Annotated in this window: 25 protein-coding genes and 2 tRNA genes; 7 read left to right on the top strand and 20 right to left on the bottom strand. The window is 57.2% G+C overall.

The annotated features are described in order from the left end of the window. Nucleotides 1–6: 6 nt before the first annotated feature. The 6 genes from shc to hpnA all read right to left on the bottom strand — a co-directional run bounded on the left by shc (nucleotide 7) and on the right by hpnA (nucleotide 7,607). A complete protein-coding gene (shc, locus tag ASN_RS09995) occupies nucleotides 7–1,977 on the bottom strand; it encodes a squalene--hopene cyclase (RefSeq protein ID WP_058988090.1) in 1,971 nt (656 codons plus the stop codon). Between the two features lie 57 nt (nucleotides 1,978–2,034). Further along, the gene (gene hpnE, locus ASN_RS10000; protein WP_058988091.1) at nucleotides 2,035–3,333 is read right to left on the bottom strand and encodes a hydroxysqualene dehydroxylase HpnE; all 1,299 of its coding nucleotides are present in this window, start codon (nucleotides 3,331–3,333) and stop codon (nucleotides 2,035–2,037) included. Between the two features lie 25 nt (nucleotides 3,334–3,358). After that, nucleotides 3,359–4,249 (bottom strand): presqualene diphosphate synthase HpnD, encoded by an 891-nt coding sequence (gene hpnD, locus ASN_RS10005; RefSeq protein WP_035382465.1) that lies wholly within the window; start codon nucleotides 4,247–4,249, stop codon nucleotides 3,359–3,361. A gap of 72 nt (nucleotides 4,250–4,321) precedes the next feature. Next, nucleotides 4,322–5,182, bottom strand: a complete 861-nt coding sequence (hpnC, locus tag ASN_RS10010; protein ID WP_058989273.1) for a squalene synthase HpnC — start codon at nucleotides 5,180–5,182, stop codon at nucleotides 4,322–4,324. Between the two features lie 178 nt (nucleotides 5,183–5,360). Beyond that, nucleotides 5,361–6,599, bottom strand: a complete 1,239-nt coding sequence (locus ASN_RS10015) for a glycosyltransferase (RefSeq protein ID WP_058988092.1) — start codon at nucleotides 6,597–6,599, stop codon at nucleotides 5,361–5,363. A 12-nt stretch (nucleotides 6,600–6,611) separates the two neighbouring features. Beyond that, nucleotides 6,612–7,607, bottom strand: coding sequence for a hopanoid-associated sugar epimerase (hpnA, locus tag ASN_RS10020; protein ID WP_006558203.1), 996 nt, complete (start codon nucleotides 7,605–7,607; stop codon nucleotides 6,612–6,614). A 265-nt stretch (nucleotides 7,608–7,872) separates the two neighbouring features. Here hpnA and ASN_RS10025 point away from each other — a divergent pair, with 265 nt between their 5' ends. Beyond that, a complete protein-coding gene (locus ASN_RS10025) occupies nucleotides 7,873–8,874 on the top strand; it encodes a lysylphosphatidylglycerol synthase domain-containing protein (protein ID WP_407922310.1) in 1,002 nt (333 codons plus the stop codon). 26 nt (nucleotides 8,875–8,900) lie between these two features. Further along, nucleotides 8,901–9,827: a prephenate dehydrogenase/arogenate dehydrogenase family protein gene (locus ASN_RS10030; protein WP_058989274.1), complete on the top strand. Its 927-nt coding sequence runs from the start codon at nucleotides 8,901–8,903 to the stop codon at nucleotides 9,825–9,827. 178 nt (nucleotides 9,828–10,005) lie between these two features. Here ASN_RS10030 and ASN_RS10035 read toward each other — a convergent pair whose 3' ends face one another. The 3 genes from ASN_RS10035 to ASN_RS10045 all read right to left on the bottom strand — a co-directional run bounded on the left by ASN_RS10035 (nucleotide 10,006) and on the right by ASN_RS10045 (nucleotide 12,055). After that, the gene (locus tag ASN_RS10035; protein WP_058988094.1) at nucleotides 10,006–10,803 is read right to left on the bottom strand and encodes a tetratricopeptide repeat protein; all 798 of its coding nucleotides are present in this window, start codon (nucleotides 10,801–10,803) and stop codon (nucleotides 10,006–10,008) included. Between the two features lie 3 nt (nucleotides 10,804–10,806). Further along, nucleotides 10,807–10,932, bottom strand: coding sequence for a type B 50S ribosomal protein L36 (ykgO, locus tag ASN_RS10040; RefSeq protein ID WP_003625637.1), 126 nt, complete (start codon nucleotides 10,930–10,932; stop codon nucleotides 10,807–10,809). Nucleotides 10,933–11,068: 136 nt separating this feature from the next. Further along, nucleotides 11,069–12,055: a hydrogen peroxide-inducible genes activator gene (locus ASN_RS10045; RefSeq protein ID WP_006558199.1), complete on the bottom strand. Its 987-nt coding sequence runs from the start codon at nucleotides 12,053–12,055 to the stop codon at nucleotides 11,069–11,071. A gap of 209 nt (nucleotides 12,056–12,264) precedes the next feature. Here ASN_RS10045 and ASN_RS10050 point away from each other — a divergent pair, with 209 nt between their 5' ends. Continuing rightward, entirely contained in the window at nucleotides 12,265–12,807 is a 543-nt protein-coding gene (locus ASN_RS10050) for a peroxiredoxin (protein ID WP_006558198.1), read from the top strand. Nucleotides 12,808–13,079: 272 nt separating this feature from the next. Next, nucleotides 13,080–13,607, top strand: a complete 528-nt coding sequence (locus tag ASN_RS10055; RefSeq protein ID WP_006558197.1) for a carboxymuconolactone decarboxylase family protein — start codon at nucleotides 13,080–13,082, stop codon at nucleotides 13,605–13,607. A 114-nt stretch (nucleotides 13,608–13,721) separates the two neighbouring features. Here the strand turns inward: ASN_RS10055 and ASN_RS10060 are convergent, their stop codons facing one another. The 5 genes from ASN_RS10060 to ppa all read right to left on the bottom strand — a co-directional run bounded on the left by ASN_RS10060 (nucleotide 13,722) and on the right by ppa (nucleotide 17,073). Further along, the gene (locus ASN_RS10060) at nucleotides 13,722–13,946 is read right to left on the bottom strand and encodes a hypothetical protein (RefSeq protein ID WP_058988095.1); all 225 of its coding nucleotides are present in this window, start codon (nucleotides 13,944–13,946) and stop codon (nucleotides 13,722–13,724) included. Between the two features lie 453 nt (nucleotides 13,947–14,399). Next, nucleotides 14,400–14,476: transfer RNA gene (locus ASN_RS10065), tRNA-Asp, on the bottom strand. Nucleotides 14,477–14,733: 257 nt separating this feature from the next. After that, nucleotides 14,734–15,342: a YceI family protein gene (locus ASN_RS10070; RefSeq protein ID WP_058988096.1), complete on the bottom strand. Its 609-nt coding sequence runs from the start codon at nucleotides 15,340–15,342 to the stop codon at nucleotides 14,734–14,736. Between the two features lie 102 nt (nucleotides 15,343–15,444). After that, entirely contained in the window at nucleotides 15,445–16,272 is an 828-nt protein-coding gene (locus ASN_RS10075) for a DODA-type extradiol aromatic ring-opening family dioxygenase (RefSeq protein WP_058988097.1), read from the bottom strand. Nucleotides 16,273–16,542: 270 nt separating this feature from the next. Beyond that, nucleotides 16,543–17,073, bottom strand: coding sequence for an inorganic diphosphatase (gene ppa / locus ASN_RS10080; protein WP_035382459.1), 531 nt, complete (start codon nucleotides 17,071–17,073; stop codon nucleotides 16,543–16,545). Between the two features lie 155 nt (nucleotides 17,074–17,228). Here ppa and ASN_RS10085 point away from each other — a divergent pair. The 3 genes from ASN_RS10085 (at nucleotide 17,229) to ASN_RS10095 (ending at nucleotide 19,676) form a co-directional block, all read left to right on the top strand. Then, nucleotides 17,229–17,302: transfer RNA gene (locus ASN_RS10085), tRNA-Ile, on the top strand. Between the two features lie 63 nt (nucleotides 17,303–17,365). Next, nucleotides 17,366–19,045, top strand: coding sequence for an energy-dependent translational throttle protein EttA (gene ettA / locus ASN_RS10090; RefSeq protein WP_035382507.1), 1,680 nt, complete (start codon nucleotides 17,366–17,368; stop codon nucleotides 19,043–19,045). Between the two features lie 127 nt (nucleotides 19,046–19,172). Further along, complete coding sequence (locus ASN_RS10095; RefSeq protein WP_058988098.1) at nucleotides 19,173–19,676, top strand: GNAT family N-acetyltransferase; 504 nt, start codon at nucleotides 19,173–19,175, stop codon at nucleotides 19,674–19,676. Nucleotides 19,677–19,931: 255 nt separating this feature from the next. Here the strand turns inward: ASN_RS10095 and ASN_RS10100 are convergent, their stop codons facing one another. From ASN_RS10100 to ASN_RS10125, 6 genes are all read right to left on the bottom strand, one after another. Continuing rightward, nucleotides 19,932–20,702: a hypothetical protein gene (locus ASN_RS10100; protein WP_157765167.1), complete on the bottom strand. Its 771-nt coding sequence runs from the start codon at nucleotides 20,700–20,702 to the stop codon at nucleotides 19,932–19,934. A gap of 196 nt (nucleotides 20,703–20,898) precedes the next feature. Beyond that, on the bottom strand, nucleotides 20,899–21,519 hold the full coding sequence (locus ASN_RS10105; RefSeq protein ID WP_006558189.1) for an MlaC/ttg2D family ABC transporter substrate-binding protein: 621 nt from the start codon (nucleotides 21,517–21,519) through the stop codon (nucleotides 20,899–20,901). Nucleotides 21,520–21,526: 7 nt separating this feature from the next. After that, a complete protein-coding gene (locus ASN_RS10110) occupies nucleotides 21,527–22,396 on the bottom strand; it encodes an MlaA family lipoprotein (RefSeq protein ID WP_039903956.1) in 870 nt (289 codons plus the stop codon). A 279-nt stretch (nucleotides 22,397–22,675) separates the two neighbouring features. After that, entirely contained in the window at nucleotides 22,676–23,503 is an 828-nt protein-coding gene (locus tag ASN_RS10115; RefSeq protein WP_058989275.1) for a TerB family tellurite resistance protein, read from the bottom strand. A gap of 250 nt (nucleotides 23,504–23,753) precedes the next feature. Then, nucleotides 23,754–24,065: a winged helix-turn-helix domain-containing protein gene (locus ASN_RS10120; RefSeq protein WP_006558186.1), complete on the bottom strand. Its 312-nt coding sequence runs from the start codon at nucleotides 24,063–24,065 to the stop codon at nucleotides 23,754–23,756. A gap of 6 nt (nucleotides 24,066–24,071) precedes the next feature. Continuing rightward, nucleotides 24,072–24,689 (bottom strand): hypothetical protein, encoded by a 618-nt coding sequence (locus ASN_RS10125; protein ID WP_058988100.1) that lies wholly within the window; start codon nucleotides 24,687–24,689, stop codon nucleotides 24,072–24,074. Between the last annotated feature and the right edge of the window lie 560 nt (nucleotides 24,690–25,249).

Raw genomic sequence — 25,249 nt, forward strand, 5'->3', positions numbered from 1 at the left:
GGAGCCTCAGAACCCGAACGCGACGCGGCGGGTGTTGCTGCTTTCCAGATTACGGTAGCGGGCCAGCGCCATCAGCGGGAAGAACTGCTTGTAACCGTGGTAGCGCAGGTAGAACACCTTCGGGAATCCAACGGCATTGTAGGGATCTTCATGCCATTCGCCGTTTTCATCCTGCTGTTCGGCCAGCCATGCCATGCCCTTTGCTACGGCAGGATCATCCCGGCGGCCAGCGGCCATCAGGCCCAGCGTAGCCCATGCGGTCTGGGACGGCAGGCTCTCGCCATAGGTGCCATGTGCGCCGCCTTCATAGGATTCGCAGCCTTCACCCCAGCCACCATCGGCGCCTTGAACGGAGCGCAGCCATTCCACTGCTTTCACCACAGCCGGATCATCATGTGAGATACCCGCCGCGTTGAAGGCGCACAGAACAGACCATGTGCCATAAATGTAGTTGGTGCCCCAACGGCCAAACCAGGAACCGTCTTCTTCCTGATCCTTGCGCAGATATTCTATGGCACGGTCAATAACTGCCTGATCTTCCACATGGCCAAGCTGGGCCAGGAAGGAGATGCAGCGTGCCGTAACGTCCGCTGTCGGCGGGTCAAGCAGCGCGCCATGGTCTGCAAACGGAATGTGGTTGAGCAGATCCTTGTTGTTATCGATATCAAAGGCGCCCCAACCTCCGTTGGTGCTCTGCATACCGATAATCCACTGGCGGGCGCGTTCCAGAGCCTCGGCATTGGCCGGGTCACTTTCACGGTGCAGCAGCATGCCAACAACAGCGGTATCATCCACATCCGGATAATAATCATTGCCGTACTGGAAGGCCCAGCCGCCGGGGGCAAGGTCAGGCTTGTTGATGGCCCAGTCGCCCTTCACGTCCAGAATCTGCTTGTCGCGTAGCCATGCGCTGGCTTTGCGGAGTTCCGTGAGCGTTTCTTCCGGAGCCACACCATTGGGGCCGGAGGCGGCTTCAAGCATGGCATGGCCAGACAGGCCGGTATCCCAAATGGGGGAGACGCAGGGTTGGCAGTAGGCTTCATCATCCTTGATGACCAGCAGCTTCTGCACCGCTTTCCATGCCGTTACCGCGCGGGGATCTTCATCTGGCACACCAAGAGCCCGGTACATCATGACCACGTTGGCCATGGCCGGATAAATGGCACCCAGTCCATCTTCTCCGTTCAGGCGGGGTTCAATGAAGTCCACTGCCGCCTTGATGGCTTTGTCATGCGTTTGGGTCGGAATAAACGGCAGAACCGGGCGCAGAACCGTATCCAGCCCCTTGAAGACCCGGCCCCAGACGGAACGGTAAGGACCACGGATCCAGTCTTTCACCACTTCCGGGGGGGTTACAAACAGTTCGCGCACGTGAATCTGGCGCGGGTTGATGGCAATAGGTTTGAGGGCCGCAAGAACCAGCAGGGGCGCCACCACCGTGCGGGACCAGTAAGACATGTTCCATACCGAGAAGAATGCCTTGCGGGGCAGCAGCATCAGTTCCACCGGCATGACCGGCGTGGCGCGCCACGGGGCATCTCCAAACAGGGCCAACTGACACCGGGTGAACACGTTGGTGCGCTCTGCGCCACCGTGATCCAGAATGGCTTCCCGTGCCCGGCGCATGTGCGGCGCGTTGATGTCATCCCCAACGGCTTTAAGCGCGAAATAGGCTTTTACCGAAGCGGAGAGATCAAACTTGCCGTTGTGATACAGTGGCCAGCCACCGTGATCCTTGCTCTGGATACGGCGCAGGTAGTTCCCTATTTTCTGTTCAAGCGCATCATCAATACGGTCCAGATAGTGCTCAAGCAGCACATATTCCGCCGGGATGGTGGCGTCAGCTTCAAGTTCGTAAACCCAGTGGCCATCAGCCTGCTGGCGCTTGCCCAATGCGGCATGAGCGTTTGTGACTGCGCGATCCAGTGTTTCTTTGGAAACGGGGGCGTCGGAAAAAGCGCTGCCGTCAGCGGCCATGTCGATTGTTCCTTTTAGCTTTCAGCATTGAATTGGAAAAAGCCCGACATGATAGGATCATGACGGAGAGCGAAGCCCAAGCGTATAAACAGCCCTTACACCTGAGCGCATTGCGCCTTCCAGTGTGGCGGGCAATCCGGTTGCCGTCCAGTCACCAGCCAGCGCCAGATTGACCAGCGCCGTTGCCGGGCCGGGCCGCAGGCGGTTCTGTTCTGGGGTGGCGGCAAAGGTGGCCCGTTTTTCCCACACCACCCGTTGCTGGGGCGGGGTGTCTGGCAGGGCTTCCATCAGAACCGGGTCACACGCATGGCGGACATCCTGCCAGATGGTGCGGGCCAGTTCATCCGGGTCCTGTTCCGCAAAGCGGTTTGCGGCGCTGACCGTTACGGAGAGAATGTCATCCCGCAGGAAAACCCACTCCGCAATGCTGCCCACCAGTCCCATGAATCCACTTTTGGCGAATGTGCCAAGCGGGCGCGGGGGGGCTGCCAGACGGAAATGCAGGTTCAGGATGCTTTCAAACGCATCAGGTGCGGTAAAGCCCTGCACGCGGCCATCCAGCAGGCTGGCGGCAACCGGGGCAGGCACGGCAAGAATAACAAAATCGTCGTCCGTCAGCGGAATACTGCCTTCTGGGCCGTGCAGGGCAGTAATACGGCCACGCTCAATATCCAGGCTGCCAATGCGGCTTTGGGTCCGGATTTCCGCCTGCATCACACGCAGATGCGCCAGCGCAGGGTCCACTAGTGTCTCGGACAATCCATCCCGCGCATACCATGGCACACAGGCTTCCCCACCCAGAGAGAGGGATTCCCGAATGACCGCGCCAAGGAGGGCAGCGCTCCCTGTCTCGCAGGGGGTGTTGAGTGCGGAAATAGCAAAGGGCTCAAGCAGACGGCGGGAAAAGGCACCCGGCAGCAGGCACTCGGCCACGGTCTGATCTTCCTTGGCGGACATCAGCTTTTGCAGGCTGCGCAATTCCACCAGTCGCATATCCGGCACCCGGCGATGCGGCTGGAAGACCCACCACGGAACCCGCCCGCGGGAGAGATCAAGCGTCCAGCGTGCATCTTCGGCCAGATCGACAAACGGAAACAGGGGTTCCCGCGGGCCTGTTAACGTGTCCAGCCCGCCGGTCATGGCCAGATAGCGGAACACGGTCTTGTTGGCGGAAAGAAGCAGATGGTTCCCGTTATCAATCCGGCACCCGATCTGACGATCTTCATAGGAACGGGCACGACCGCCACAGGCGCGTCCGGCTTCGTGCAGCACAATATGCTTGCCAGCGCCAGCCGCTTCTACTGCTGCGGCCAGTCCGGCCATGCCGCCGCCAATAATGTGCAGGGTGCCTGCCATTCTGTGTGCTCTTTCCGCTCTCAGCTTACGGGAGGTAGGAGGCGGTCAGCCAGAAGGCCTTGCCCAGAGTGGAGGTGTGAGGCCGGTCCAGCAAGACAGCGCTGCTCCAGCCGCGCTTCCGCATGGCCACCAGCACAGCCTCATAGCTTGCCCCCATGATGCGAGCTGGCAGCATGGCCTTGGGGCGGCAGTGGCGCATGGTGGCAAAAGCGGCACGGAAATGATCCTCCGCACGGGCGGCCAGAATGTTGGCCACATCCTGCAAGCCGGGAGCCGAGAGCGCCTTAATGGGATCATGCGGCACATTGAAGCGTGTCAGAAGATCGCCAGGCAGATAAAGCCGACCACGCGCGGCATCTTCTGCAATGTCACGCAGGATGTTGGTCAACTGTAAAGCGCGGCCGAGGTGATGCGCCACCTTGTCCGCTTCCTGCGTGCTGTCCCCAAAAATACGGACAGAAAGGCGACCAACGGCGGAGGCTACGCGATCACAATACAGATCAAGCGTTTTTTCATCCGGGGCAACAATGGTGTTTTCGGCATCCATGATCATGCCGTCAATCACCGCATCAAAATCTTCCTGCCGAAGGGAGAAGAAACGGATGGTAGCCATCAGAACGCGGTCAAGCGGGTCAATCGCCTTGCCATCATAGAGATCAGCAATGTGCTGATGCCATGCGTCCAGACGGGCCTTGCGCTCTTCCATGGGTTCATACCCATCGGCAATGTCATCCACCACGCGGCAGAAGGCATAGATGGCATACATGCCGTAGCGGCGCATGGGGGGCAGAATGCGCATGCCGGCGGCAAAGGATGTGCCAGCCTGTTTTACTGTGCTTTCTACCCACGCCAGATCAGCAGGATCACACCCAAGCGGGGTTGGCTTGTCATGCGTCTGGATGTCTTCGGCTGTCACGCGCTTTCCACCTGTTGGTTCATGGTTGTTCGAAACACGGTCTTTTTACAGAACTTCCGGCAGAGGGAAAGCTCAAGACCATCCCCGCAGGGCCGCAAGGGCTGCATGCATGGCATCAGTTCGTTTCAGGGCAACCCGCCCGGCCAGAGGATCTTCCCGGCGCAGGCGCAGGGTCAGCCGCTTGGCCAGTTCCACAATGGCGGCACATTCCATACGGAAACGGCGGTCTTTAATATGGGAGGGAAGCGTGGAGGCCTGACGGTTGAGATCGTCCACACCATCCAGCAGGGTATTGAAGACGCGGCGCAGGCGCGGGCTGGTGTGTCCGGCCAGAATGTCCTCTTGCGATGCTCCAGCCAGCGCCAGCATGTCTGACGGCAGGTAGCAGCGTTTCAGCCGGATCAGGTCCCCCTGACAGTCCTGTAGATGGTTCAGAATCTGGAGAGAGGTGCACAGCGCATCAGATGCCGGAAAAGCATTGAGGCTTTCACGGTGCAACTGAATAAGGAAGCGCCCGACAGGATTGGCGGAATATTTGCAGTAGCGCAGCAGGTCATCCCACGTTTTGTATTCCACCCCGCGAGAATCATCCCGGAAGGCGATGATCAGATCTGTCGCGGTTTCAAAGGGAACCCCAGTGCGGGTGAGAGAGGCCCGGAGCACGGCGGCACTCATGGAGTCCTGTCGTGTAATGGCTTCCCGCTTGCCCAGAAGAACGTCTTCCATGGCGTTCAGGCGGGCCAGCTTTTCTTCTGGTGTCAGGGTTTCACAGTCCGCAATGTCATCAATCACGCGGGCGTAGGCGTAATAGGCATGCACATGCGGGCGCAGCGCCTTGCTGATCAGCAGGGAGCCAACAGGAAAATTCTCGTCAGACGCACCCTTGCCGGAGGAAACGTCTGCCGTGCCCCATACAGATGATGTCTCGGTCATGCTCGGCTCTGCGCGGTTGGCTATCATGAAGCGGACCTTTACACCCTCTGTTCAGGCGTGCCTACTCCTTGCGCGTGCAGACAGATTTTCTGGCCGGGTACCGGGTTGAAGCAGGACCGGGTTTTCGCCTGCCCTGTGGTGTTGGGGTATTGCTCCGCCTGTTCTGCTTGGGGTGGGGTTACCGGCCGGGGCCGGCACCCCGCTGGGCGGAGCGAATCGGTTCTTCCTGCTGCGCAGGGACAGGGCTAATGCGGCCATCATTCGGAATAGCTTCCCGATAGGCGCGATTTTTCCACACCACACCACGCCCACAGTAATGATTGACCGCGGAACCGATGGTGGCCGCCGTGTAGAAAAGCGCCACAAACGGCAGGGTCAGTGCCCACAAGGGGGAGAGACGGAAACGCCGTAGGGTTGGCACGAAGGAGCCGATGGAGACCAACCATGTGGCCGCCCCGACCCAGCGGGCCAGACCGTGACCAAACAGCGCAATAACGCCCGGTGCCACCCACACCACGCACATGGCGAGAACCGTGAGCACCAGCAACACGGGCGAAAAACGAAGCTGCACATAAGCGGTGCGGGCAATCATGCGCCAGACATCAGCCACATACGGATAAGGGCGGATGGATTTGGCGAGGCAAGAATGACCCAGATACAGCCGTCCTCCGGCCTGTTTGACGCACGTGGCCAATGTGCAGTCATCAATCAACGCACCTTTCAGTGCGGCAATTCCGCCGATTTCGGCCAATGTGTCGCGCCGGATCAGAATGGTGCCCCCCGCAGCGCCAGCGGTGCGGCTTTCCGGGTCATTGACCTTGGCGAAGGGGTAGAGCAGCGCGAAAAAGAAGACAAAGGCCGGAACCAGAGCGCGCTCTGGCAGGCTTTCACACTGTAGCTCCACCATTTCAGAAACCATGTGCAAGGCATCTGTCTGGGCTTTGGCGACCAGAGTGGAAACATGGGCCGGTGCGTGGACGATATCCGCGTCTGTCAGCAGGATATAGCCGGTGTCCTGTTCCTGTTGTCGGCGGGCTTCCGCCACACCCTGCGCCACGGCCCAGAGCTTGCCGCTCCAACCGGGAGACGGGTCCGCACCATCAAGAACTGTAAGGCGCCCCATGGGGTCTGGAAGGCTGCGGGCAAGGGCCCCCGTATCGTCCTCGCTGCGATCATTGACCAGAATGAGGGAGAGCTTGCCGGGATAATCCTGCTGCAACAGGGAGCCCAGCGCAGCTTCAATGCCTTCGGCCTCGTCACGTGCTGGAATGACCACTGTGACACTGGGGGCAATATCCGCAGGGGTATGAGAAGGGTTGGCTGGGCGGAGAATGGGCCCGCCCTGCCAGAATTTACCGTGGAAAAAGATGAGCCCGAACCAGATGAGCGCGGAGAGAACAGCCAGGCCGAAAACCATCCCTCAGCCTCCTTATTTCAGCATTCCATTATTACGGAACCAGGTAATGGCGTCTTCCACTGCCTTGCGGGCAGGGCGAGGAGAATAGCCCAGTTCCTTGATGGCTTTTTCTGATGAAAAGAACATTTTCTTGCGGGACATGGCCAGCATCTCACGCGTAACGCGCGGAGAGAACCCAAAAGAACGGGAAAGCCATTCTGAAACAATGGCAACAGGCCAGATCACTTCCTGCGGCAGACGGATGCGCGGCGGTGGCACATGGGCAATTTCAGACACCATGGCGAACAGGTCCCGCAGCAGGTAGTTTTCTCCGCCCAGAATGTATTTCTCGCCAATGGTGCCGCGTTCGAGGGCCAGAGCATGGCCTTCTGCCACATCATCCACGTGCACAATATTCACGCCCGTATCCACGTAGGCGGGCATGCGGCCTGCTGCGCAGTCCAGAATCATCTGGCCTGTCGGTGTCGGCCGGATATCGCGCGGGCCAACGGGTGTGGACGGGTTCACAATAACGGCGGGCAGGCCGTTTTCCTGCACCAGGCGCAGAACTTCCTGTTCCGCACGATATTTTGAACGCTTGTAGATGCCAATGACGCCATGCTCTTGCACAGGAGTCTCTTCATCCGATTCCGTACCGTCGCCAATCAGGCCCAGTGCCGCAACGGAGGAACAATAGACAATGCGTTCAACGCCAGCTTTCTGCGCTGCCAGCATCAGCAGGCGCGTGCCTTCTACATTGGCCGTCATCATGGGGGCGGGATCAGGCACCCACAGGCGGTAATCAGCAGCAACATGAAACACATAGCGGCAGCCTTCCACCGCGCGGGCGAAGGTTTCCGGGCGGGACAGATCACCATCCACCAGTTCGGCCGGAATATCGGCAATGTTGCGGCGATCGCTGCCTTCACGCACCATCAGTCTCAGGGTGTGGCCGCGTTCCAGCAACGTACGGGCTACGGCAGACCCGACAAAACCTGTCGCGCCGGTTACGAGCGTATGGGCGGTCATGAAAGTGCGCTCCCACAAGGGTATAAAAAGGACGGGTGTGAAACCCGAACGGCTGGATTGTCTCTTTATCCTGCCCTCCAAGGTGGCGCCAGACCCCGTGCTGGTGTAAGTGATCCTCCACTCACGAACAAAGCCCTCCTGGATGGACTGACTGCCGCCAGGCGCTGGGAGGCCCAGGGGGGCTTCTCGGGCAGATAGAGCTTAGGCCTTGAAAAAGCTTACGATTTTTCTCACTTTGCTGGGCCTTTTGGCCATTACGGCAGCCATGGCATGGAGCGGTTTTGGCTCTGTGGTTCATGCTGTTATGCGTATTGGTCTGGGCGGCTTTCTTCTGATGGTATGCTGCCAGTTGGCGGTGGACGGAGTGCTGGGCCTTGCCTGGCACGCTGCGTTTCCCGAGATTGGTTATCTGCGCCTGCTTGGTGCGCGGATGGTGCGTGATGCTGCGGCAACCTGTCTGCCGTTCTCCCAGCTTGGGGGGATTGTCATCGGGATTCGGGCCACCTGTTCCGGGCACGGCCTGCATGGGCGTGAGGCCAGACAGGTCGATCTGCCAGAAGCTGCGTGCGCCAATCTGGTGGATATCACCACGGAAGTGATGGGGCAGGTGGCCTTTGTGCTTCTGGGGGTGGCGTTTCTGGTGGCCCACCAGCGCAACAGCCCGTTTGTGATGCCTGTCATTATAGGGGCGGTGTTTCTGATTGTCGGCACGGCAGGCTTTATCTGGACCCAACGGCATGGTGGCAGCATTTTCCGCCGTTTTGGGGGGATGTTTACCCGCAGTCTGGCGTCTCAGTGGCATGACAGCGTGCTCAATGGCGCGGATGATCTGCAGGAACGGATGGAAGCAGTATGGGGCCGTCCTGGCCGTATCTGCGCCTCTGCGGCCTACCATCTGGTGGGGTGGCTGGGGAGTGCCGCCATGCTGTGGATGACAGCGGGTTTCCTTGGTGCGTCTCTCTCCTTTCCCAATGCGGTGGCTGTTGAGGGTGTGACGTGCGCCATCATGTCACTCGGCTTTCTGGTGCCGGGGAGTCTTGGTGTGCAGGAAGGAGCCTATATGGCCCTTGGTCATGCCTTTGGAATCGATTCTTCCGTCTCTCTCGGGCTTTCTCTCCTGCGGCGTGGGCGTGAACTGGCTATTGGCATTCCGGTATTGCTGCTGTGGCAGTTCATGGAAGTGCGTGGATTGCGGACCCCAAGCGCCAAGCCCATGCCTAAAACAGAGGTTGGCTATGTTCCGGCTTCTTCCGTGGTGAAGGAGTGACGGGCGTGGCTGATGCGGGGCTTTCCATGCCTGACAACCAGAGTCGTCCCGTTGCGTCAGCGGTGCCTCTTCCTCCTGTGTTCGAGACGCTGGTGGTGGTCGGGCCGGGGTTGATCGGATCTTCTGTCCTTCGGCGTGCGCGGGAGTTCGGAGGGTTGGCTCGGCGTGTCATTGCGGTTGATGTTTCGCCAGAGGTCAGGGCACGCGTATCCGAGTTGGGTATAGCAGACGAAGTCATGGCCGATGCTGCCGAGGCTGTGGCGCAGGCTGATTGTGTCATGCTGTGCGTGCCTGTGGGCGCAATGGGGCCTGTTGCCGCGCAGGTGTTGCCCGCCATGCGTCCGGGTGCGATTCTGACAGAAGTGGGATCAACCAAGGTTTCGGTCATAGAAGCCATTACCCCTTATTTGCGGCCTGATGTCCCTTATGTGCCCGCGCACCCAATGGCGGGCACCGAGTTTTCCGGGCCGGATGCAGGTTTTGCTACGCTCTTTGAAAAACGCTGGTGCTTGTTGACCCCGCTGGACAACACACCAGTTGAAGCCGTGGACGCCATTCGCACTTTGTGGGAGCGGTGTGGGGCGCGTCTGAGGGAAATGACCCCGGCGCATCATGATCGTGTTTGCGCCATTGTGAGTCACCTACCGCACCTGCTGGCCTTTACCATTTGTGGCACGGCGGATGATCTGGCAGATGAAACGCGTTCGGAAGTGCTGGATTTTGCCGCATCCGGCTTTCGGGATTTTACCCGTATCGCAGCTTCTGACCCCATTATGTGGCGCGATATCTTTCTGTTAAACCGGGATGCGCTTCTGGAAATGCTGGCGCGCTTCATGGAAGACGCACAAGCCATGGCACGCGCCATCCGATGGGGAGATGAAGCGTATATTGTGGACCGCATCGAACGGGGGCGGAAAATCCGCAAAAGCCTGATTGAAAACGAGCAGGCCTAAGACGTGCCGCCGTTAGACGCCGTGTGAAAAGTCAGCCCGCACAGGAGTCGAAAGGCTGATTTGAAGGCGCGATGGGGTAGGCTATCGGGACAAGTATCCAACATCATCGCTCCCAAACAGATTTGTGGGGCTGATCTGCCAGATGCTTCAAACTGCTCTCGTATAGAACGGGCGTATCTCAGGTAGGCTGGCCGAAGGCTTTAATACGGAGCGCATCCAGACGCTTGTGATTTTTGTCTGCCATGGGATTGAGATCCAGCATTTTCTGCCAGGCTTTTAGTGCAGCCTGACCATCATTGCGGTGCTCTTCAACTGTTGTCAGCAGGTTCCAGCTCTGGGCATCTTTCGGGTCCCGCTGGAGGGCTGCGCCCAGATCCTGCACGGCTCCAGCCAGATCACCGGCGACCAGACGCATCTGGGCGCGTGAGCGCCAGAGAATGGCCTGGTCTGGCTGGAGAGCTATGGCGTCTCCCATATCGTCCACAGCGTTATCTGGTTTTTCCGCAGACACATCTTTCTGTGCACGACGCAGTAGAAGCTGGGTTGTGGGGGAAAGCCCGGCAGAACGAAGGGTTTCCAGCATGTCTTCCAGCGTATGGGCTTCTTCTGGCGTCTTGGCGTGGGCAAGCTGGTCTGCCAACAGGCCGATCCGGTCCTGACGGGTCAGTTTCTTGGTAGAAGGGGCAGAAGGCTTGTTATCGTGGCTGCTCTGCTGAGGTGATGTAGCGGCGGGCGGAGGCGTGGGAGCCTTGGGCGGGGCGGAGGAAGGGGCTGAGCCAGCAGAAGCAGGTGGATGTGCCGTGGAAGTGGGGGCCGCCACTATCTGCCCGGCAGAGGCAAGCAGGCAGGAACCAGCCATGAGGAGTATCAGAAAACGGGAGCGCAAATGCAAAAACCCGTTTCTCCGGCGTGCGGAAAAACGGGTTGCGCGCATGTCATGCGTCAAACGCCAGCCGGAAGAGGCCGGAGATGGCATGGATCAGCCCTGACGAGCCTTCATGCGGGGGTTCTTCTTGTTGATGACGTAAACCCGGCCGCGACGCCGCACGACACGGCAATCTTTATCGCGCACCTTGGCTGACTTCAGGCTGTTTCTGATTTTCATGGCCCGTTTTACTCCGCCGATGCTTAAGGAACTGGAAACAAGTTGAGTGGGCACATACCGGCCCCGCCTGTACGAGTCAATGTTTCTCAAGGGTTCCAGACGGAATTTCTTCTTCTGGGTCTGGTTTCTTGCCGTTTTATTTGGATCTGGCCGTGTCTTTTTTCCCGATTGCGGAAAGGTCCGGCCTGGGTGTTTCCCGATTGGCGGGCGCAAGGGTGGCAAAAGCTGAAGCCAGAGTATGGAAATCCGCCGCGCGCGGGGAGCGTGGGCGCCATGCCAGCCCGATGGTGCGCCACACCGGACCGCCGGAAAGCGGGCGGGCGACAACACGATGATTCTGAAGAAGGCCGTTTTCAATAGCCAATGCGGGCACGACCCCAATGCCCAGAGACAGTTCCACCATTTCAACCATGGTCTGGAGTGATGTGGCTGTGAATGTGGAGTCGCCTTCTCCGTCCGAACTGTCCCATCCCCGGCCCTGGCGGCAGACAGCGAGCGTCTGCTCCCGCAGGCAGTGGCCATCTTCCATCATGATCATGCGCTGGTTTTCCAGACGCTCCACCGGCACATGCGTGAGGTGGCTCAGGTCGTGGCCTTCCGGCATGACAACATGAAACGGGTCCTGCCACAGGGGGAGCGTTTCCGTGCCATCACACAGGCAGGGCATGGCCAGCACCAGCATATCCAGCCGCCCGAGGGACAGTTTCTCCAAGAGATGTTCGGTTGTGTCTTCTGTCAGGGAGAGCACAATCTGAGGGAAGCGCAGCCGGATGATTTTGACCAGCGGAGTCAGGAGAAAAGGGCCAATTGTCGGAATAATGCCTAGCCGTAGCGCGCCTGTCAGTGGTGTGCGGGCGGCGGCGGCCAGTTGCGGCACGGCTTCCAGCGCTTCCAGCGCCTGTCGGCCCTTATTGGCAATGTCATGCCCCAGCGGTGTGAAAACCACTTTCTTTCCCACAGTGCGGTCCAGAAGTTGGGCGTCAAGCTGGCGTTCGAGCGCCATGATGCCTGCCGAAAGCGTGGATTGCGTCACGGCGCAGGCCGCCGCCGCCCTGCCAAAATGACGGAGTTCTGAAAGCGCAATCAGGTAGCGAAGTTGCTGGGCAGAAGGGAGGGGAAGCATGGCAGACCTCACACGTTTACGGCTGGCAGCAGATGCGCAGACATGATTCTCTTTTGAAGAACAGGAGGGGGATTGTTAATCGATCATTCCGATTGTTTTGATATAAAATATTCATTGGCATGAATGGACGCATCGCGCCATAGATACTTCCGCGGCAGCGGTGCGCATGTGCCGCTGTAACATATGCCCAACATATAAGGAGCAATCTGATGCTGACCGTTGGTGATAAATTTCCGAGCTTTGATCTGACTGCTGTTCCGGGTGGTCCCGAAGGGCTGAAGGGCGAATTCGTTCAGATTTCTGATAAGTCTGACGCTGGCAAATGGAAGGTTGTCTTCTTCTGGCCGAAAGACTTCACGTTCGTTTGCCCCACGGAAATCGTGGCATTTGGCAAGCTGTCCAAAGACTTCGCTGATCGTGATGCCGTTGTTTACGGTGTGTCCATCGATAGCGAATTCGTGCACCTTAACTGGCGCCTGCACAACGAAGACCTGAAGGATCTCTCGATCCCGATGCTGGCTGACATCAAGCGTGAGCTGACAGAAGGCACAGGCGTGATGGCGAAGGATGCCGGTGTGGCCCTGCGCGCAACCTTTGTTGTGGACCCGCACGGCGTCATTCGCCACGTGTCCGTGAACGATCTGTCCGTGGGCCGTAACCCGCAGGAAATCGTGCGTATTCTGGATGGCCTGCAGAGCGACGAACTGTGCCCCTGCAACTGGAAGAAAGGTGACGACTTCATCAAAGTCTGATCCTTCTGCTTTATCAGCCAGATCATGCTGTCTCTGATGGTTTTTGATCTGGCGGTTGTCTTCGTGGCGATTTCGGTCTGCTGCGAAGGCAACGCTTCCGGTTTGCCTGCTCTGTGACGGGACGGCAGCCCGAGGAGTCTGCTCCATGCGGGTTTGTACTGCGGCCCTACGCCCTGCTTTCCCGAATGCTGAGAGTGCCTGATGTCCGGTAAGTTTTCCCGGTAGAAGGTGCCTCGTTTCCCCTATTTTCTTTAATTTCTGCGGATTGACCCATGTCCCTTGATGCCCTGAAGGATCGTATTCCCGATTATGCGAAGGATCTGAGGTTGAATCTCAGCTCTCTCGCCAATGATATTGCCCTGACGCAGCAGCAGCTTGCCGGTACGTTCATTGTCTCTGCCATCGCGTCTCGTAATGATGATGTCACCAAGGCTATTGTTGCCGAATTTGGGGGTAAGCTTTCCCCTCAAGCCCTGAGTGCTGCCAAATCTGCTGCGGCTATCATGGGGATGAACAACATTTACTACCGCTTTGTGCATATGGCAGGCGGTGACTATGCCAAGATGCCAGCACAGCTCCGCATGAGTGTGATTGGGCGCCCCGGTGTGGAAAAAGTGGATTTTGAACTGTGGTCTCTGGCTGTGTCCGTCATCAACGGCTGTGACCTGTGCGTAACCAGCCACGAGAAAATTGTGCGAGAAGCCCTGGGGGCGGAAGCTGTTCAGACCGCCGCGCGTATTGCCGCAACCGTGCATGCTGTTGCCGTGGCTGTGGAAGGTGCTGCTGCACTGGGTGATTGATTCTCAGCCAGCGGGCGTCAGACGTTTTTATATTGTCGAAAAGCTGCCCCCTACCTTCTTCTGTTGACCGTGCAAGCGAAGCGTTCTCCATTCCATGCGGAACGCAACGCTTGCTCAAAGGAGGGGGGAAGTTTGCAATCTCTTGCCTGCCTGCCTGCCTGCCTGCCTGCCGGAGGCAATGGCGGAGTAGAGTGTAGATCCAGTCTGATCAATCAGAATGGTTTTTTCTGCCGGAAAGCAGGTTTTCGGCACCATCCATAAAAGGCCAGCCCGATTATTGCCTGTGTGGTAGAGTGAGGCGTCCACCTGATGGGGCTTTGTGTTGCGCCTCTGGGCCATTGGTTTTTGTGCCAAAGATCCTCTATCGGACTTTCAAACCGGCCTTTTCGATCTCAAGAGATCTACGGGGTTTATTGGGGAAGGGCTTTTCAAATAGCTTCTACCATCCCTCCAATACGGTTCCCTTAAAAGGGCGGCGTTTTGCGGACAGCGGGCGGTTCTGCAACGCATAAGGTGCAGCGCTTCTTAAATTGCCAGGCACATTCTCCCTCTAATCCTACCCTGCACGCTTCGTGCGATTGCGGGCAGAAGCATGGTCGTGGCGACAGGGCCAAGGCGTTATCGTGCTGACATTCAACGGGCGGCTACAGAAGTCACCTATAGGTTCGGCTGTAAAAAATGCCGGAACGGGTAGCAGTTTAACGATAAAAACGATGGGGGATTGGCATGGGATCAAATGCCACAGGAGAGGGGCGCGCCATTTTCTCATTTAATTTGTATTTTGAGAGAAAGTGGCGCGAGTGACGGGGCTCGAACCCGCGACCTCCGGCGTGACAGGCCGGCGCTCTAACCAACTGAGCTACACCCGCAGTCCTGACGCTCACCAGTAGTGTGCGTCGGTATGAGGGGTCTTATAGCGGGGATTTTTCGTTTGGCAACAGGGTTTGGGTAAAAAAAATGCAGATTATGTATTTTTCTCTTTAATCCAGAGACTTATGGAGAAAATGGACGATTGTTGGAGGCATGCGGGAGGTGCGCGCCCCTTCATCATTCGCCGGTGGGCAGGGTGGAAGGAACGGCCCGAAAAACCCCCATCCGGTAAGGCAGGGAAGGGGGCGCAGATCGGTCAGTTCTGCTTTTCAAATGCTCCAGCAATGGCAAGTGTCACCTCATCGCCAACCATTGGCACGTAGGTTTTTACGCCAAATTCACTGCGTTTAATGACCCCTGTCGCCTGGAAGCCGACCGTATAAGCTTTGTCCATGGGGTTTACTCCAGACCCCACATAGCGTGCCTGTAACGTAAGGGGGCGGGTGATGCCGTGCAGAGTGAAATTGCCGGTGATGGAGGCTCCTCCTTTGCCATCGGGCGCGACCTGTGTGGAAACAAAGGTGGCCGTGGGGTATTTGGCTGCGTCCAGCCAGTCCGCGCCCTTCAGTTCGTCTGTTAGTCTATCACTGGTGGTTTGAACGCTGCTGACCGGAAGAGAAATGGTCAGTTTGGACGCAGCAGGATGCACGCTGTCCAAAGCGAGTGTGCCGCTGGCACCGGAGAACAGGCCGGAATAATTGGTAAAGCCGAAATGCAGCAGGGAGAATACTACCTGCGTATGGCCGGGTTCGACTTTGTAGGTACCGCTCTGAACCTGTTGGGGAGCGCCTTCTGCCAGCGCCATGCTGAGAGAAGCTGCCATGCCGACAACAGCAAGAGAGCATGTGAGAAGTCTTTTAGACATAATGAAACATCCTTGGGGAATGGTGAGAACAAAGGAAGAGAGGCATATGTCCGCTTTGTCCTAACGCGAGAGCGTTGGGTTCGTACTCTGCCGGGAAAAAGATCAGCCGCCGAAGGTGAAGCCGGAAAGAGCCTTGCCCATAACCGTGTCGCTATAGGTGCGGACGCCCAAATCTGTGCCTGCGGCACCTGCAACGACCATCAGGGGAAGCAGATGGTCTTCACTGGGGTGACAGATGCGCGCGGCGGGCGCGCTTTCCCACTGAACGAGTGCCTGATTACGTTGGGTTTCCGGCTGTGTGATGGCTTGGGTCAGCCATGTGTCAAACTGGCGGGCGGCATCATTGGAACGTGGGTCACCCGTCATGAAGTGGCGCAGATTGTGGTAGGTCAGGCCTGTGCCCACAATCAGGATGTTCTGGTCCCGCAGCGGCGCGAGAGCCTGCCCGATACGCAGATGCTGGGCCGGGTCCATATCCTGCTGTAGAGAGAGTTCCACAACGGGAATATCCGCCTTTTCAAACGCCAGCATGAAAGGAATGAAGACACCGTGGTCAAAGCCACGGTGGGGATCTTGTTCTGCGGCGATACCTGCTTCCGCCAGCAGATGTTGCACTGTTTGGGCTAACTGGGGTGAACCCGGTGCAGCATAGTCAAGCTGATAGGTGTGGGGTGGAAAGCCGTAATAATCATAAATCAATGACGGATGAGCACCAGAGGTTACGGTTGGTACTCCGGTTTCCCAATGGCCAGATACAACCAGAATGGCATCTGGCTTCTGGGGAAGGGTATCGCGCACCCCGCGCAGATAAGCCGCCATGGCATCCCACGTATCCGGCCAGTCCATGAAGAAGCACGGCCCTCCACCATGCGGCAGGAAGAGGACGGGCTGACGTCCGGCAGAGTGTGAGTGACGTGCGGCTTCAGGCATGGGCAGACCAACCGTGACAGGAGCAGGAATGGGAGTGTCGCGTTCTCGATGCCTTTTGATAATCCCATGTTTCAGTAAGATATCTCACACCAGGAGTATGAGATGGGTATTCTGGAAGGCCCTTTTCTTCTCACTGGAGGGAACTGCCTTAGCTGTCGTCTCCTGAGAAACGCGCATAAAAAAAACCGAAGGGCGGCATAAGCCGCACACTCCGGTTTCTCGAACCCATCCTACGGTGTGATGGAACCGTAGGAGAAAGGGCAAAACGCTTTATTTGGCCTTTTTGGCTTCTTCCACGCCAGTGCGGATGAAGTCACCAGCTTCTTCACGGGTGCCCCAGCCGGTCACTTTCACCCATTTGCCGGGTTCCAGATCCTTGTAGCGGGTGAAGAAGTGCTCAATCGCCTTGACGGTGATTTCCGGCAGATCCTGCACGCTTTCCACTTTGCTGAACTGCGGGTGAACCTTGTCATGCGGGACGCAGATGATTTTTTCGTCCTGGCCGGATTCGTCTTCCATCTTCAGCACACCGATGGGACGGGCGCGAATCACGGAGCCGGGCACAACGTTGCTGGGGGTCAGCACCAGGGCGTCTGTCGGGTCTCCATCAGCGGCCAGTGTGCCGGGAATGAAGCCATATGCCGTGGGGTAGGCCATGGGCGTGAACAGGAAGCGGTCCACAAACAGGGCGCCGCTTTCCTTGTCGATTTCGTATTTGACGGAAGATCCCTGCGGGATTTCGATCACCACATTGATGTCAAACGGCACATCTTTACCAGGAGAGAGTTTCGACACGTCCATAAGGCTGCTCCAGCATGGGTAAAATACGGATGCCAGACCCTATCCGCCATGGTGCGACTTGCCAAGTCGGAACAGAAGGGAGTGAATTTTGGCTGTTTTTCACACTCAGAACTCTTGCCAAATGTGTCAGGTTGCGTAATCAGAGAGCCACCTGCGCGCCCGTAGCTCAATTGGTTAGAGCGGGCCGCTCATAACGGCTAGGTTGCGGGTTCAAGTCCTGCCGGGCGCAGGTTTTTGCCTTTCACGTCCTTATCGGCGCCTTTTTACCAGTCCATTCGCGGGAGTTCATCTCATGGCACCATATCAATACGTCTATGTGATGAAGGATCTGACCAAGTCCTATCCGGGTGGTCGGGAAGTGTTCAAAGGCATTACGCTGTCCTTCCTGCCGGGCGTGAAAATTGGTGTTCTGGGCGTTAACGGTGCCGGTAAATCCACCCTGCTCAAGATCATGGCGGGGATTGATAAGGAATATGGCGGGGAAGCCTGGGCGGCTGAGGGCGTAAAGGTCGGGTATCTGGAGCAGGAGCCTCAGCTCGACCCCAAACTGACCGTTGGTGAGAACGTGGCCCAAGGCTTTGGCGACCTGAAAAAGGCCGTTGACCGCTTCAACGAGATTTCCATGCGCTTCGCTGAGCCCATGGAAGACGATGAAATGAATGCCCTGCTGGCTGAACAGGCCGATTTGCAGGAAAAGATTGATGCTGGCGATGGCTGGGAGCTGGACCGCAAGCTGGAGATCGCGCTGGATGCACTGCGCTGCCCGCCTGCTGACAGCCCGGTAGACAAGCTTTCCGGTGGCGAACGTCGCCGTGTGGCTCTGTGCCGCCTGCTTCTTGAAAAGCCTGATATCCTGCTGCTGGACGAGCCAACCAACCATTTGGACGCAGAAAGCGTGGCATGGCTGGAAAAGACGCTGCACGATTATCAGGGCACCGTGATGGTCATCACCCATGACCGTTACTTCCTGGACAACGTGACCAACTGGATTCTTGAAATCGAACGCGGTCGCGGTATCCCGTTTGAAGGCAATTATTCCTCCTGGCTGGAACAGAAGCGTAAGCGTCTGGCACAGGAAGAAAAGGAAGAAAGTGCCCGCCAGCGTGCCCTTGCCGCCGAACAGGAATGGATTGGGTCCAGCCCCAAGGCGCGTCAGGCCAAGAGCAAATCCCGTATTGCGCGATATGAAGAAATGCTGGCCCAGAGCGCTGAAAAGCAGACGGGTGTGGCGGATATCGTCATTGCGCCCGGCCCGCGTCTGGGCGGCACGGTGATTGAAGCCGATCACCTCAGCAAAGGGTTTGGTGACCGTCTGCTGATTGACGATCTCAGCTTCAAACTGCCGCCGGGTGGTATTGTCGGGGTGATCGGGCCGAACGGTGCTGGTAAGTCCACGTTGTTCAAGATGATCGTGGGTCAGGAAAAGCCGGATTCGGGTGAACTGAAAATCGGTGAGACTGTAAAGCTGGGATATGTTGACCAGTCCCGTGACGATCTGGACCCCAACAAGACCGTGTGGGAAGAAATTTCCGGCGGGACGGATGTCATTTATCTGGGCAAGCGCGCCGTTCCTTCCCGTGCTTATGTCGGGGCGTTCAACTTCAAGGGCTCAGACCAGCAGAAGAAGGTTGGTATTCTTTCCGGTGGTGAGCGCAACCGCGTGCATCTGGCCAAGATGCTCCGCAAGGAAAGCAACGTGCTGCTGCTGGACGAACCAACCAACGATCTGGACGTGGATACCCTGCGTGCGCTGGAAGAAGCCTTGGCAGAATTTCCGGGGTGTGCCGTGGTTATTACCCATGACCGCTGGTTCCTGGACCGTCTGGCAACGCATATTCTGGCGTTTGAAGGGGATTCCCACGTCGAGTGGTTTGAAGGAAACTTCCAGGCTTATGAGGAAGACAAACGCCGGCGTCTGGGTGCTGATGCTACGGAACCGGGCCGCATCCGTTATCGGCCCATCGCCCGCTGATCTGGCTTGGATGGGTGTCTGATGCGGCATCCGTCCTGTCTGCCCTCAGGTAAATCTTTCTTTTCTTGTCTGACGCCCCATGCCGGGGCGTTTGCGCGTACTCCTGCCTTTGTGCGGAGGGCGGGCCATGTCTGATGCCCGGACAGTTCGCACTGGCCGTTTGGTGCTCCAGCCAGTTACCTGGCGTGACATGGAAGATATGGTTCGCCTCAAGGCCGATGGCGGCGCTTTTGGCCAGATGCTGGGCGGCGTGTGCACCCGTCAACAAGCTGAACGCGATATGGCGGATGATATTGCGTTTTGGGCCTGTCATCGTGTGGGGATTTTCACCATTCACGAGCACGGCAAATTTGTGGGGATGACCGGCATCCATGACAGACCGGACGGGCGAGGATTCGGCCTGCGGTTTGCCCTCTATCCTTGGGCAAGCGGGCGAGGAATTGCGCGTGAAGCTGCCAACGCGGCTTTAAGTTTTACGCATAATGCGGGGATTTCCCGTGTTGTCGCTGTGGCAAAAGAAACCAATCTTCCCTCACGTAGTATTCTGAAGGGAATCGGGATGCGCGAGTGTGAAACATTCGAGCGTGATGGGCAGACGATGGTTGTCTATGAAAGCATCCGCCCTTCCTGAAAGAAGCGGAGACTTCTGCCGCCGCAACGCAGATTAGAGCGCGTGCGCGAAAAACGCTGACCGTAAGGTAGCCGGGCGTTTTTGCCCGGAGACAAGGGGAGCGATCCCAATCTCTTGCTGTCATTGGGATGAACTGATGACGCATATGCCCTGAAGGCAGGCCTTCACATTCCCCCTTCCGGCTTCAGAGCATCCGTTTCCTTTTTCCGGAGAAGCACCCAATTTTTCGTCAGGAAGTGGCGGCGACTGCGTAGGTTAACGTCCAAAATCTGCATTAAGCTTGCGAGTCTGCTCGATAATTGTCTGGGTCAGGTGACTCTGGCTGGGAGGAAGCCGTACCTGAAGCGCCATCAGATCATGTGCCGTGGTCAGGTGGAGGAGGCCCTGTATGGGGCTGTTATTAGCTATCAGGCGGCTTTCTGTGCCGAATCCGGTTGTGTGCGGTGGGGTTGTGAAAGCAACATCTCTATCCCCTTCGCGCGTTATCTGGTCATCCGGATACGGGCCGCTCGGAAAGTGGCTGGCAGGCTCTATCCCTTCTTGAATGACTGACTGCACATACGCCTGATAGTTGGGAAAGGCGCGAGCAACGGTGCGTGCCACGTCAAAACGGCCACTGGTTGTTCCAAATGTGGAGGAAAGCTGAATACCGGGGCCGTTGGTTTGGGCTTCAAGCGCGGCCCTGTCTGACTGGGGAAAGGCTTCGGGCCGGAGCATCAGGAAAGTGCCCGATGAGCCATACAGTTGCAGACAATGCCACCCAACCGGCCCCACGGCGGCCAGATCCTGAGAAGCATAAAGCGTTAGGCCGGCAGGAAGAGGGGCGGCCAAGGCAAAAGGGGTAGGAAGAACCGTTGGGGCGGCAACAGGACCTGTCTGCCCGTCTGCCGTACACCCCTGAAACTGCGTGATGAGGGAGTGTGCTGCTTGTGCGTGGCGAGGGGAGAGAAATGTGGTTCCTGCCAGAACAGCGCATGGCAGAAGTAATGCGGACCTGTGCCGCAGAAGGTTGTGGACGAGGGTCATGATCGTGCTCTTTTCCTGTCCTGACGGTTCAGCCTGCTTTTCAGCGGCCAGTCTCATCTTTCATGAAAGAGCGGACGAGAGAAGGGTTTCCCCAATTTGTAACAATTCAAGGGAAGGTCAGATGAGCACAAAAAAAGCGCCACTCCAGAAGAGTGACGCTTTTTGATCTCGCTCCGTTGCCGGAGGTGGAAGAGGCTTACTGCTGTGTAGCAGCCGTTGTGTGGTGGGCAATCTGGCGCTTCAGGGCGCTGATCAGTGCATCCACGTTGCCGCCGTTACGGGCGATGTAGGAGGAATAGTCCTGCCGCTGTGTCAGGCGCAGGCTGGCTCCTTCGCCAATAACGTCCACCACTTTGGGAGAGTTATTCACAATCCACTGCATGGTTGCGGGGGGCTGCTGGGGGCGCAGAAGAGTGGCTTCAACAGCGTCATCCTCACCGGATTTGGTGACATTGCCAATGGTAAAGCTCACGCCACGATAATCGCCCAGCTTGTCGGTAATGGCGTTCACCAGCACCTGATGGAACAGGCCCAGATATTCTTTCTGCTGGGCAGGTGTGGCAACTTTCCAGTAGCGGCCAAGGCAATAGCGGCCAATGCCGTCAATATCCACGTTTTCCTGGATAAGCGGCATAACTCTTTCCTTTTTTTCAGAAAGAGAGACCGGGCTATTTACAATAGCCACCAGCTTGTTGCCGAAATCCTGAATGAACTGGCGGGTATTCTGAGCTGCATGGGCCGGCAGGATGGAAAGGCTGCCTGCACATACCATGGCAAAGGCACCCAGAAGAAAGCGGCGGCCAGAGAGGAATGTCATGTCAGTGTTACCCTTGTTGTTTATTCTTGACATGGTACCACAAAGGCACCGTCGCTCGGTGGTCGTTTTTGATAGCTTCTATCTGAGCCTTGCGTTGCTGCTGATACGCACTGCGAATGGTGGCGTACGGGTCGAGCGCATCCCGCTGCAGTGCGTCCAGCTCATCCAGATGTTCTGAGCGTCCATGCACAACGGCCATCATGTTATAGGCCCAGTTGAAGCTGATCAGCCCATATCCACGTGGTACATAGTTCCAAGGGGAAAGCCCCTGGTCAATCCCGTAACCAATTCCGTCACGGATGGAGGATGGCCCCATGGGCAGGAACAGGTAGGGGCCGGAGGGAATGCCCCAGTTGGCCAGCGTCATCCCGCCATCATTATCATGATGAGGATATCCAGCCATTTTGGCGACATCAATCAGCCCGCCAAGGCCGACGGACATATTGATGCACCAGCGTACAAACGCATCACCCGCACGGCGTGGCTTACCTGCGCCAACATCGTTAAAGAAGACAGAGGGCTCGTTCATGGTGGTGATCATGTTGCCCAGTGAATTCCGCACAGGGCGGGGCACGGCCCACACATAAGCCTTGGCTACCGGCCGCAGCGCCCATTTATCAAACGTCATGGTCAGGTTGTAGACCTTGCGGTTCAGGGGCTCGTACGGATCGTTCGCCTGTTTGTATTCGGCCAAGGCGTCTGGATCTTTGGGGGGCGGATTGCGGATGCTGCTGCAACCCGCCAATGCCAGAAGAGAAAGAGCGAGAAGAGAAGAGCGGGTGGAGAAACGGCGATAAGCCGAAAAGCCTGCCCGGGTCTGACCATTCTGTGCCTGACCGCGAGGGCGGAGCCGCATGCCGTTCCGTCCTGAATTCATTGCCGCCTTCACCTTCACCCTGTGACGCATCCTTAATATGACCTGACCGTATGGCAGGCCTATCCTGCCGCCTTGTCTACCACGAGAACGGCGCTACGCAATGCAGGGCTTCTCTGCACGGAAGGCAGGGTAGAAGAAAAAAAGCGCCTCTCTGGCCCTTCGGTTCACCGCGGAGTGTGATTTTTTTGTTCTCTGTTGCCTGAATGCCGCAATTATGCGGTTTCTCGCGCCATTATTAAGCGCGAGTGAGGGGATTCTATTGGATGGCAGACGGCCAGTTTACAGGCCGCGTTCCCGTTTGATCAGATCCCATGCCGCGTTAATGCGTGAAATACGGGCAGAAGCCTCCGCAATTTCGGCAGGTGTCGCATTGCGGGCAGACATCACATCCGGGTGATATTGGCGAACCAGCGTTTTCCAATGCGCGCGAATCTCGTCATTGGAGAGAGAGGCTTCCACACCCATGATCACGTAAGCATCTTCTTCCGCCATGGCAGGGCGTGCGCGGCCCTGCTCCGCACGGTCCCACGCTCCCTTGCTTAACCCGAACAGGGCGTGAACCCGTTGCAGGAAGCGTGTTTCTTCTTTGGTTAAAGGTTCATCAGCAGCAAGGTCAGCGCGGGCAACGGTGAACAGAATCGCCAGCAGGTCTTCCAGCGGCTGTTTGTCATCAGCGTAAGCCTGCCCCAGTTCGCGGGCAAAGGCTTCATAATCATCCGTGCGTTGACGGGCCATATCAAACAGCCGTCCCAGCTCGCGCATATTTTCTGGCGGGACCCGAAAGCGTGCCTTGAAGGCGTTAATTTCACGCCGGTTCACTGGGGCGTCGCATTTGGCCAGCTTGGCGCAGAGAATCACGCTGCTCAGGCCATAAAGCTGCTCTTTCTTGCCCATGGTCGCAGCCAGTTTGGCCGCCATGAAGGTTGCCGCCCCGTTGGGGTCAGGCCGGGCACGGGCCGCCCAGCGGTCACTCCACCCTCCTGTCGGGGGCTGAAGCAAAGTCCCTTTGTCTGCAGCGTGGCCCAGCGCCGTGCCCAAGGCGGCCCCTACAGGCCCCCCCATGGCAAACCCGGCAACGCCGCCAAAAATCTTACCCCAAATCGCCATTCTGTCCGCTTCAACCATCTGTGCTGTGAGTACCATATGGTGCCCGGTTTCAGCCTTTCAAACACCATAGCAAGGAGATGGCCTGCAAGAGAAGGCAATCTACCGGCAACGCTGCCATGGCGCGCCTGTTCAAATGGCTACGAATTCAGGGGGAAGCAGGGCGGGTAAGCGGTCTTAATTTTTATTTGCGGCTTTCATTATAAAAAGGGCGAGGGAAGGAGGACAATGCTTCCCGCCTGAACCGCAGGCGTCATGCCATGTCTCCGGACGTGGCGACCAAACGGCTCATGGTGTCCAGATAGGCGATATAGGCGCTTCGTCCCTGTTTTGTCAGGCTGAGTTGCGTGAGCGGGCGTCGCCCTGCAAAGCTTTTATTTTGCAGGACATATCCGGCCTCTTCCAGTTTTCTGAGGTGGGTGGACAGATTTCCATCTGAAACCTGAAGATGCGTCTTGAGGGTTGTGAAATCCGCAGTGCCGGTGGCGGCCAGAAAGGTCATGATGCCAAGCCGTACCCGGCCATGAATGGTTTCATCGACCTCATGGATATTGAAAGGAGGCATGGGAGTTTAGGCTACAGCGTTCTGTTTGCGCATCAGCACACCGCCGGGCACAGCCAAAAGAAGCACGAGCAAACTGCCATAAAGCAGGAAAAGATAAGGTGAGTTGATGAACAGTGCAGACAGAAGAGCTCCAACAAAAGAAGAGCCAGCAACAAATTGCAGCCATTTCTGGCCCGAGATCAAAGCAGCAACCAGCCAGCCTGTTCCATAAAGCCCCAGAATCAGTGAGGGAAACAGTGCCCACACCAGTGTTGTCTGGCACCGCCACATGATCAGCAGGGCCGCTAGAAAGACGGTGAGAATACACCACCCAATAGATTGCCAGACCCGCGCCATGGCCTGATTGGTGAAAGAAGAAGCGCCCGTAAGGTTTGCTTTTCGCGCCAAGATGAAAACGCAAACCCCATGCACGCACATGGCGATCCCATAAATCCATATGATGGCGTCAGGCTCAAGGCCAAGAAGGTGGCGGGAGGCAGCCCACGCAATGACAGAGGCAACCCCGAAAACCAGGCCGCCCGCCAGAAGGAAAGGCCCAAAAGTGAACGGCGTGCGTTGTCCGGCTTCAGCCAGAGCACGTAAAAAACTGATGTCCTGCTGCAAGATATGTGTCTGTTGGGTCATGGAGCGTCTCACAAGCCGAAGGGGTGGTTGCCAGCAACCGTGAGTTCACCATAGGAAATTCACTTTGAAATTAAAAGTAAAATTTTATGCAAAGTTAAAAATAGTCGTTGGCGTGCATTGAAAAGCTGAAGGCAAGGCGAGGTAGAGGAAATGCGGGGAGGTCCTGCGCCGTAGAGCCAGAGCAGAAAGGAAGGTGCTTTGGGACGTGAGTGCTGTTGCCTGCCGAGAACGCAAAAGCCGGTTAAGCTATCTATCTGGTGGACCGGCCTTTTGGGGAAAACGTATTTGTCATGTGACAAAATGAGATTAAGAGGCTGTTTGAAAAGTCTATAAGGCGGAGGGGCTGGGCGTCAGCGGCTGACTGTGTTGGCTTTTATTCCGATGGCTTCGTATCGACCTTCATGGTTGCCTGTTCAATCTTGCTAACCTCTCGTCAGCTTTTCATAGTTTATTTTTCAAACTGTCCTTCATCGTCAGGATTTCATTTGTTATTTTGAAAATTTATTTCATGTAAGGGGATTTTATTATTGTTATCGTGTCTATGAAGGTGTTTATAGCCT

It is taken from the genome of Acetobacter senegalensis, assembly GCF_001499615.1.
GTDB classification, from domain to species: Bacteria; Pseudomonadota; Alphaproteobacteria; order Acetobacterales; family Acetobacteraceae; genus Acetobacter; species Acetobacter senegalensis.

Bases quoted from the DNA above. Each gene is read 5' to 3' on its own strand.
- shc (WP_058988090.1), bottom strand. From the start codon at position 1,977: ATGGCCGCTGACGGCAGCGCTTTTTCCGACGCCCCCGTTTCCAAAGAA.
- hpnE (WP_058988091.1), bottom strand. From the start codon at position 3,333: ATGGCAGGCACCCTGCACATTATTGGCGGCGGCATGGCCGGACTGGCC.
- hpnC (WP_058989273.1), bottom strand. From the start codon at position 5,182: ATGACCGAGACATCATCTGTATGGGGCACGGCAGACGTTTCCTCCGGC.
- ASN_RS10015 (WP_058988092.1), bottom strand. From the start codon at position 6,599: ATGGTTTTCGGCCTGGCTGTTCTCTCCGCGCTCATCTGGTTCGGGCTC.
- hpnA (WP_006558203.1), bottom strand. From the start codon at position 7,607: ATGACCGCCCATACGCTCGTAACCGGCGCGACAGGTTTTGTCGGGTCT.
- ASN_RS10025 (WP_407922310.1), top strand. From the start codon at position 7,873: ATGGCATGGAGCGGTTTTGGCTCTGTGGTTCATGCTGTTATGCGTATT.
- ASN_RS10030 (WP_058989274.1), top strand. From the start codon at position 8,901: ATGCCTGACAACCAGAGTCGTCCCGTTGCGTCAGCGGTGCCTCTTCCT.
- ASN_RS10035 (WP_058988094.1), bottom strand. From the start codon at position 10,803: ATGCCATCTCCGGCCTCTTCCGGCTGGCGTTTGACGCATGACATGCGC.
- ykgO (WP_003625637.1), bottom strand. From the start codon at position 10,932: ATGAAAATCAGAAACAGCCTGAAGTCAGCCAAGGTGCGCGATAAAGAT.
- ASN_RS10045 (WP_006558199.1), bottom strand. From the start codon at position 12,055: ATGCTTCCCCTCCCTTCTGCCCAGCAACTTCGCTACCTGATTGCGCTT.
- ASN_RS10050 (WP_006558198.1), top strand. From the start codon at position 12,265: ATGCTGACCGTTGGTGATAAATTTCCGAGCTTTGATCTGACTGCTGTT.
- ASN_RS10055 (WP_006558197.1), top strand. From the start codon at position 13,080: ATGTCCCTTGATGCCCTGAAGGATCGTATTCCCGATTATGCGAAGGAT.
- ASN_RS10060 (WP_058988095.1), bottom strand. From the start codon at position 13,946: ATGGCCCAGAGGCGCAACACAAAGCCCCATCAGGTGGACGCCTCACTC.
- ASN_RS10070 (WP_058988096.1), bottom strand. From the start codon at position 15,342: ATGTCTAAAAGACTTCTCACATGCTCTCTTGCTGTTGTCGGCATGGCA.
- ASN_RS10075 (WP_058988097.1), bottom strand. From the start codon at position 16,272: ATGCCTGAAGCCGCACGTCACTCACACTCTGCCGGACGTCAGCCCGTC.
- ppa (WP_035382459.1), bottom strand. From the start codon at position 17,073: ATGGACGTGTCGAAACTCTCTCCTGGTAAAGATGTGCCGTTTGACATC.
- ettA (WP_035382507.1), top strand. From the start codon at position 17,366: ATGGCACCATATCAATACGTCTATGTGATGAAGGATCTGACCAAGTCC.
- ASN_RS10095 (WP_058988098.1), top strand. From the start codon at position 19,173: ATGTCTGATGCCCGGACAGTTCGCACTGGCCGTTTGGTGCTCCAGCCA.
- ASN_RS10100 (WP_157765167.1), bottom strand. From the start codon at position 20,702: ATGACCCTCGTCCACAACCTTCTGCGGCACAGGTCCGCATTACTTCTG.
- ASN_RS10105 (WP_006558189.1), bottom strand. From the start codon at position 21,519: ATGACATTCCTCTCTGGCCGCCGCTTTCTTCTGGGTGCCTTTGCCATG.
- ASN_RS10110 (WP_039903956.1), bottom strand. From the start codon at position 22,396: ATGAATTCAGGACGGAACGGCATGCGGCTCCGCCCTCGCGGTCAGGCA.
- ASN_RS10115 (WP_058989275.1), bottom strand. From the start codon at position 23,503: ATGGCGATTTGGGGTAAGATTTTTGGCGGCGTTGCCGGGTTTGCCATG.
- ASN_RS10120 (WP_006558186.1), bottom strand. From the start codon at position 24,065: ATGCCTCCTTTCAATATCCATGAGGTCGATGAAACCATTCATGGCCGG.
- ASN_RS10125 (WP_058988100.1), bottom strand. From the start codon at position 24,689: ATGACCCAACAGACACATATCTTGCAGCAGGACATCAGTTTTTTACGT.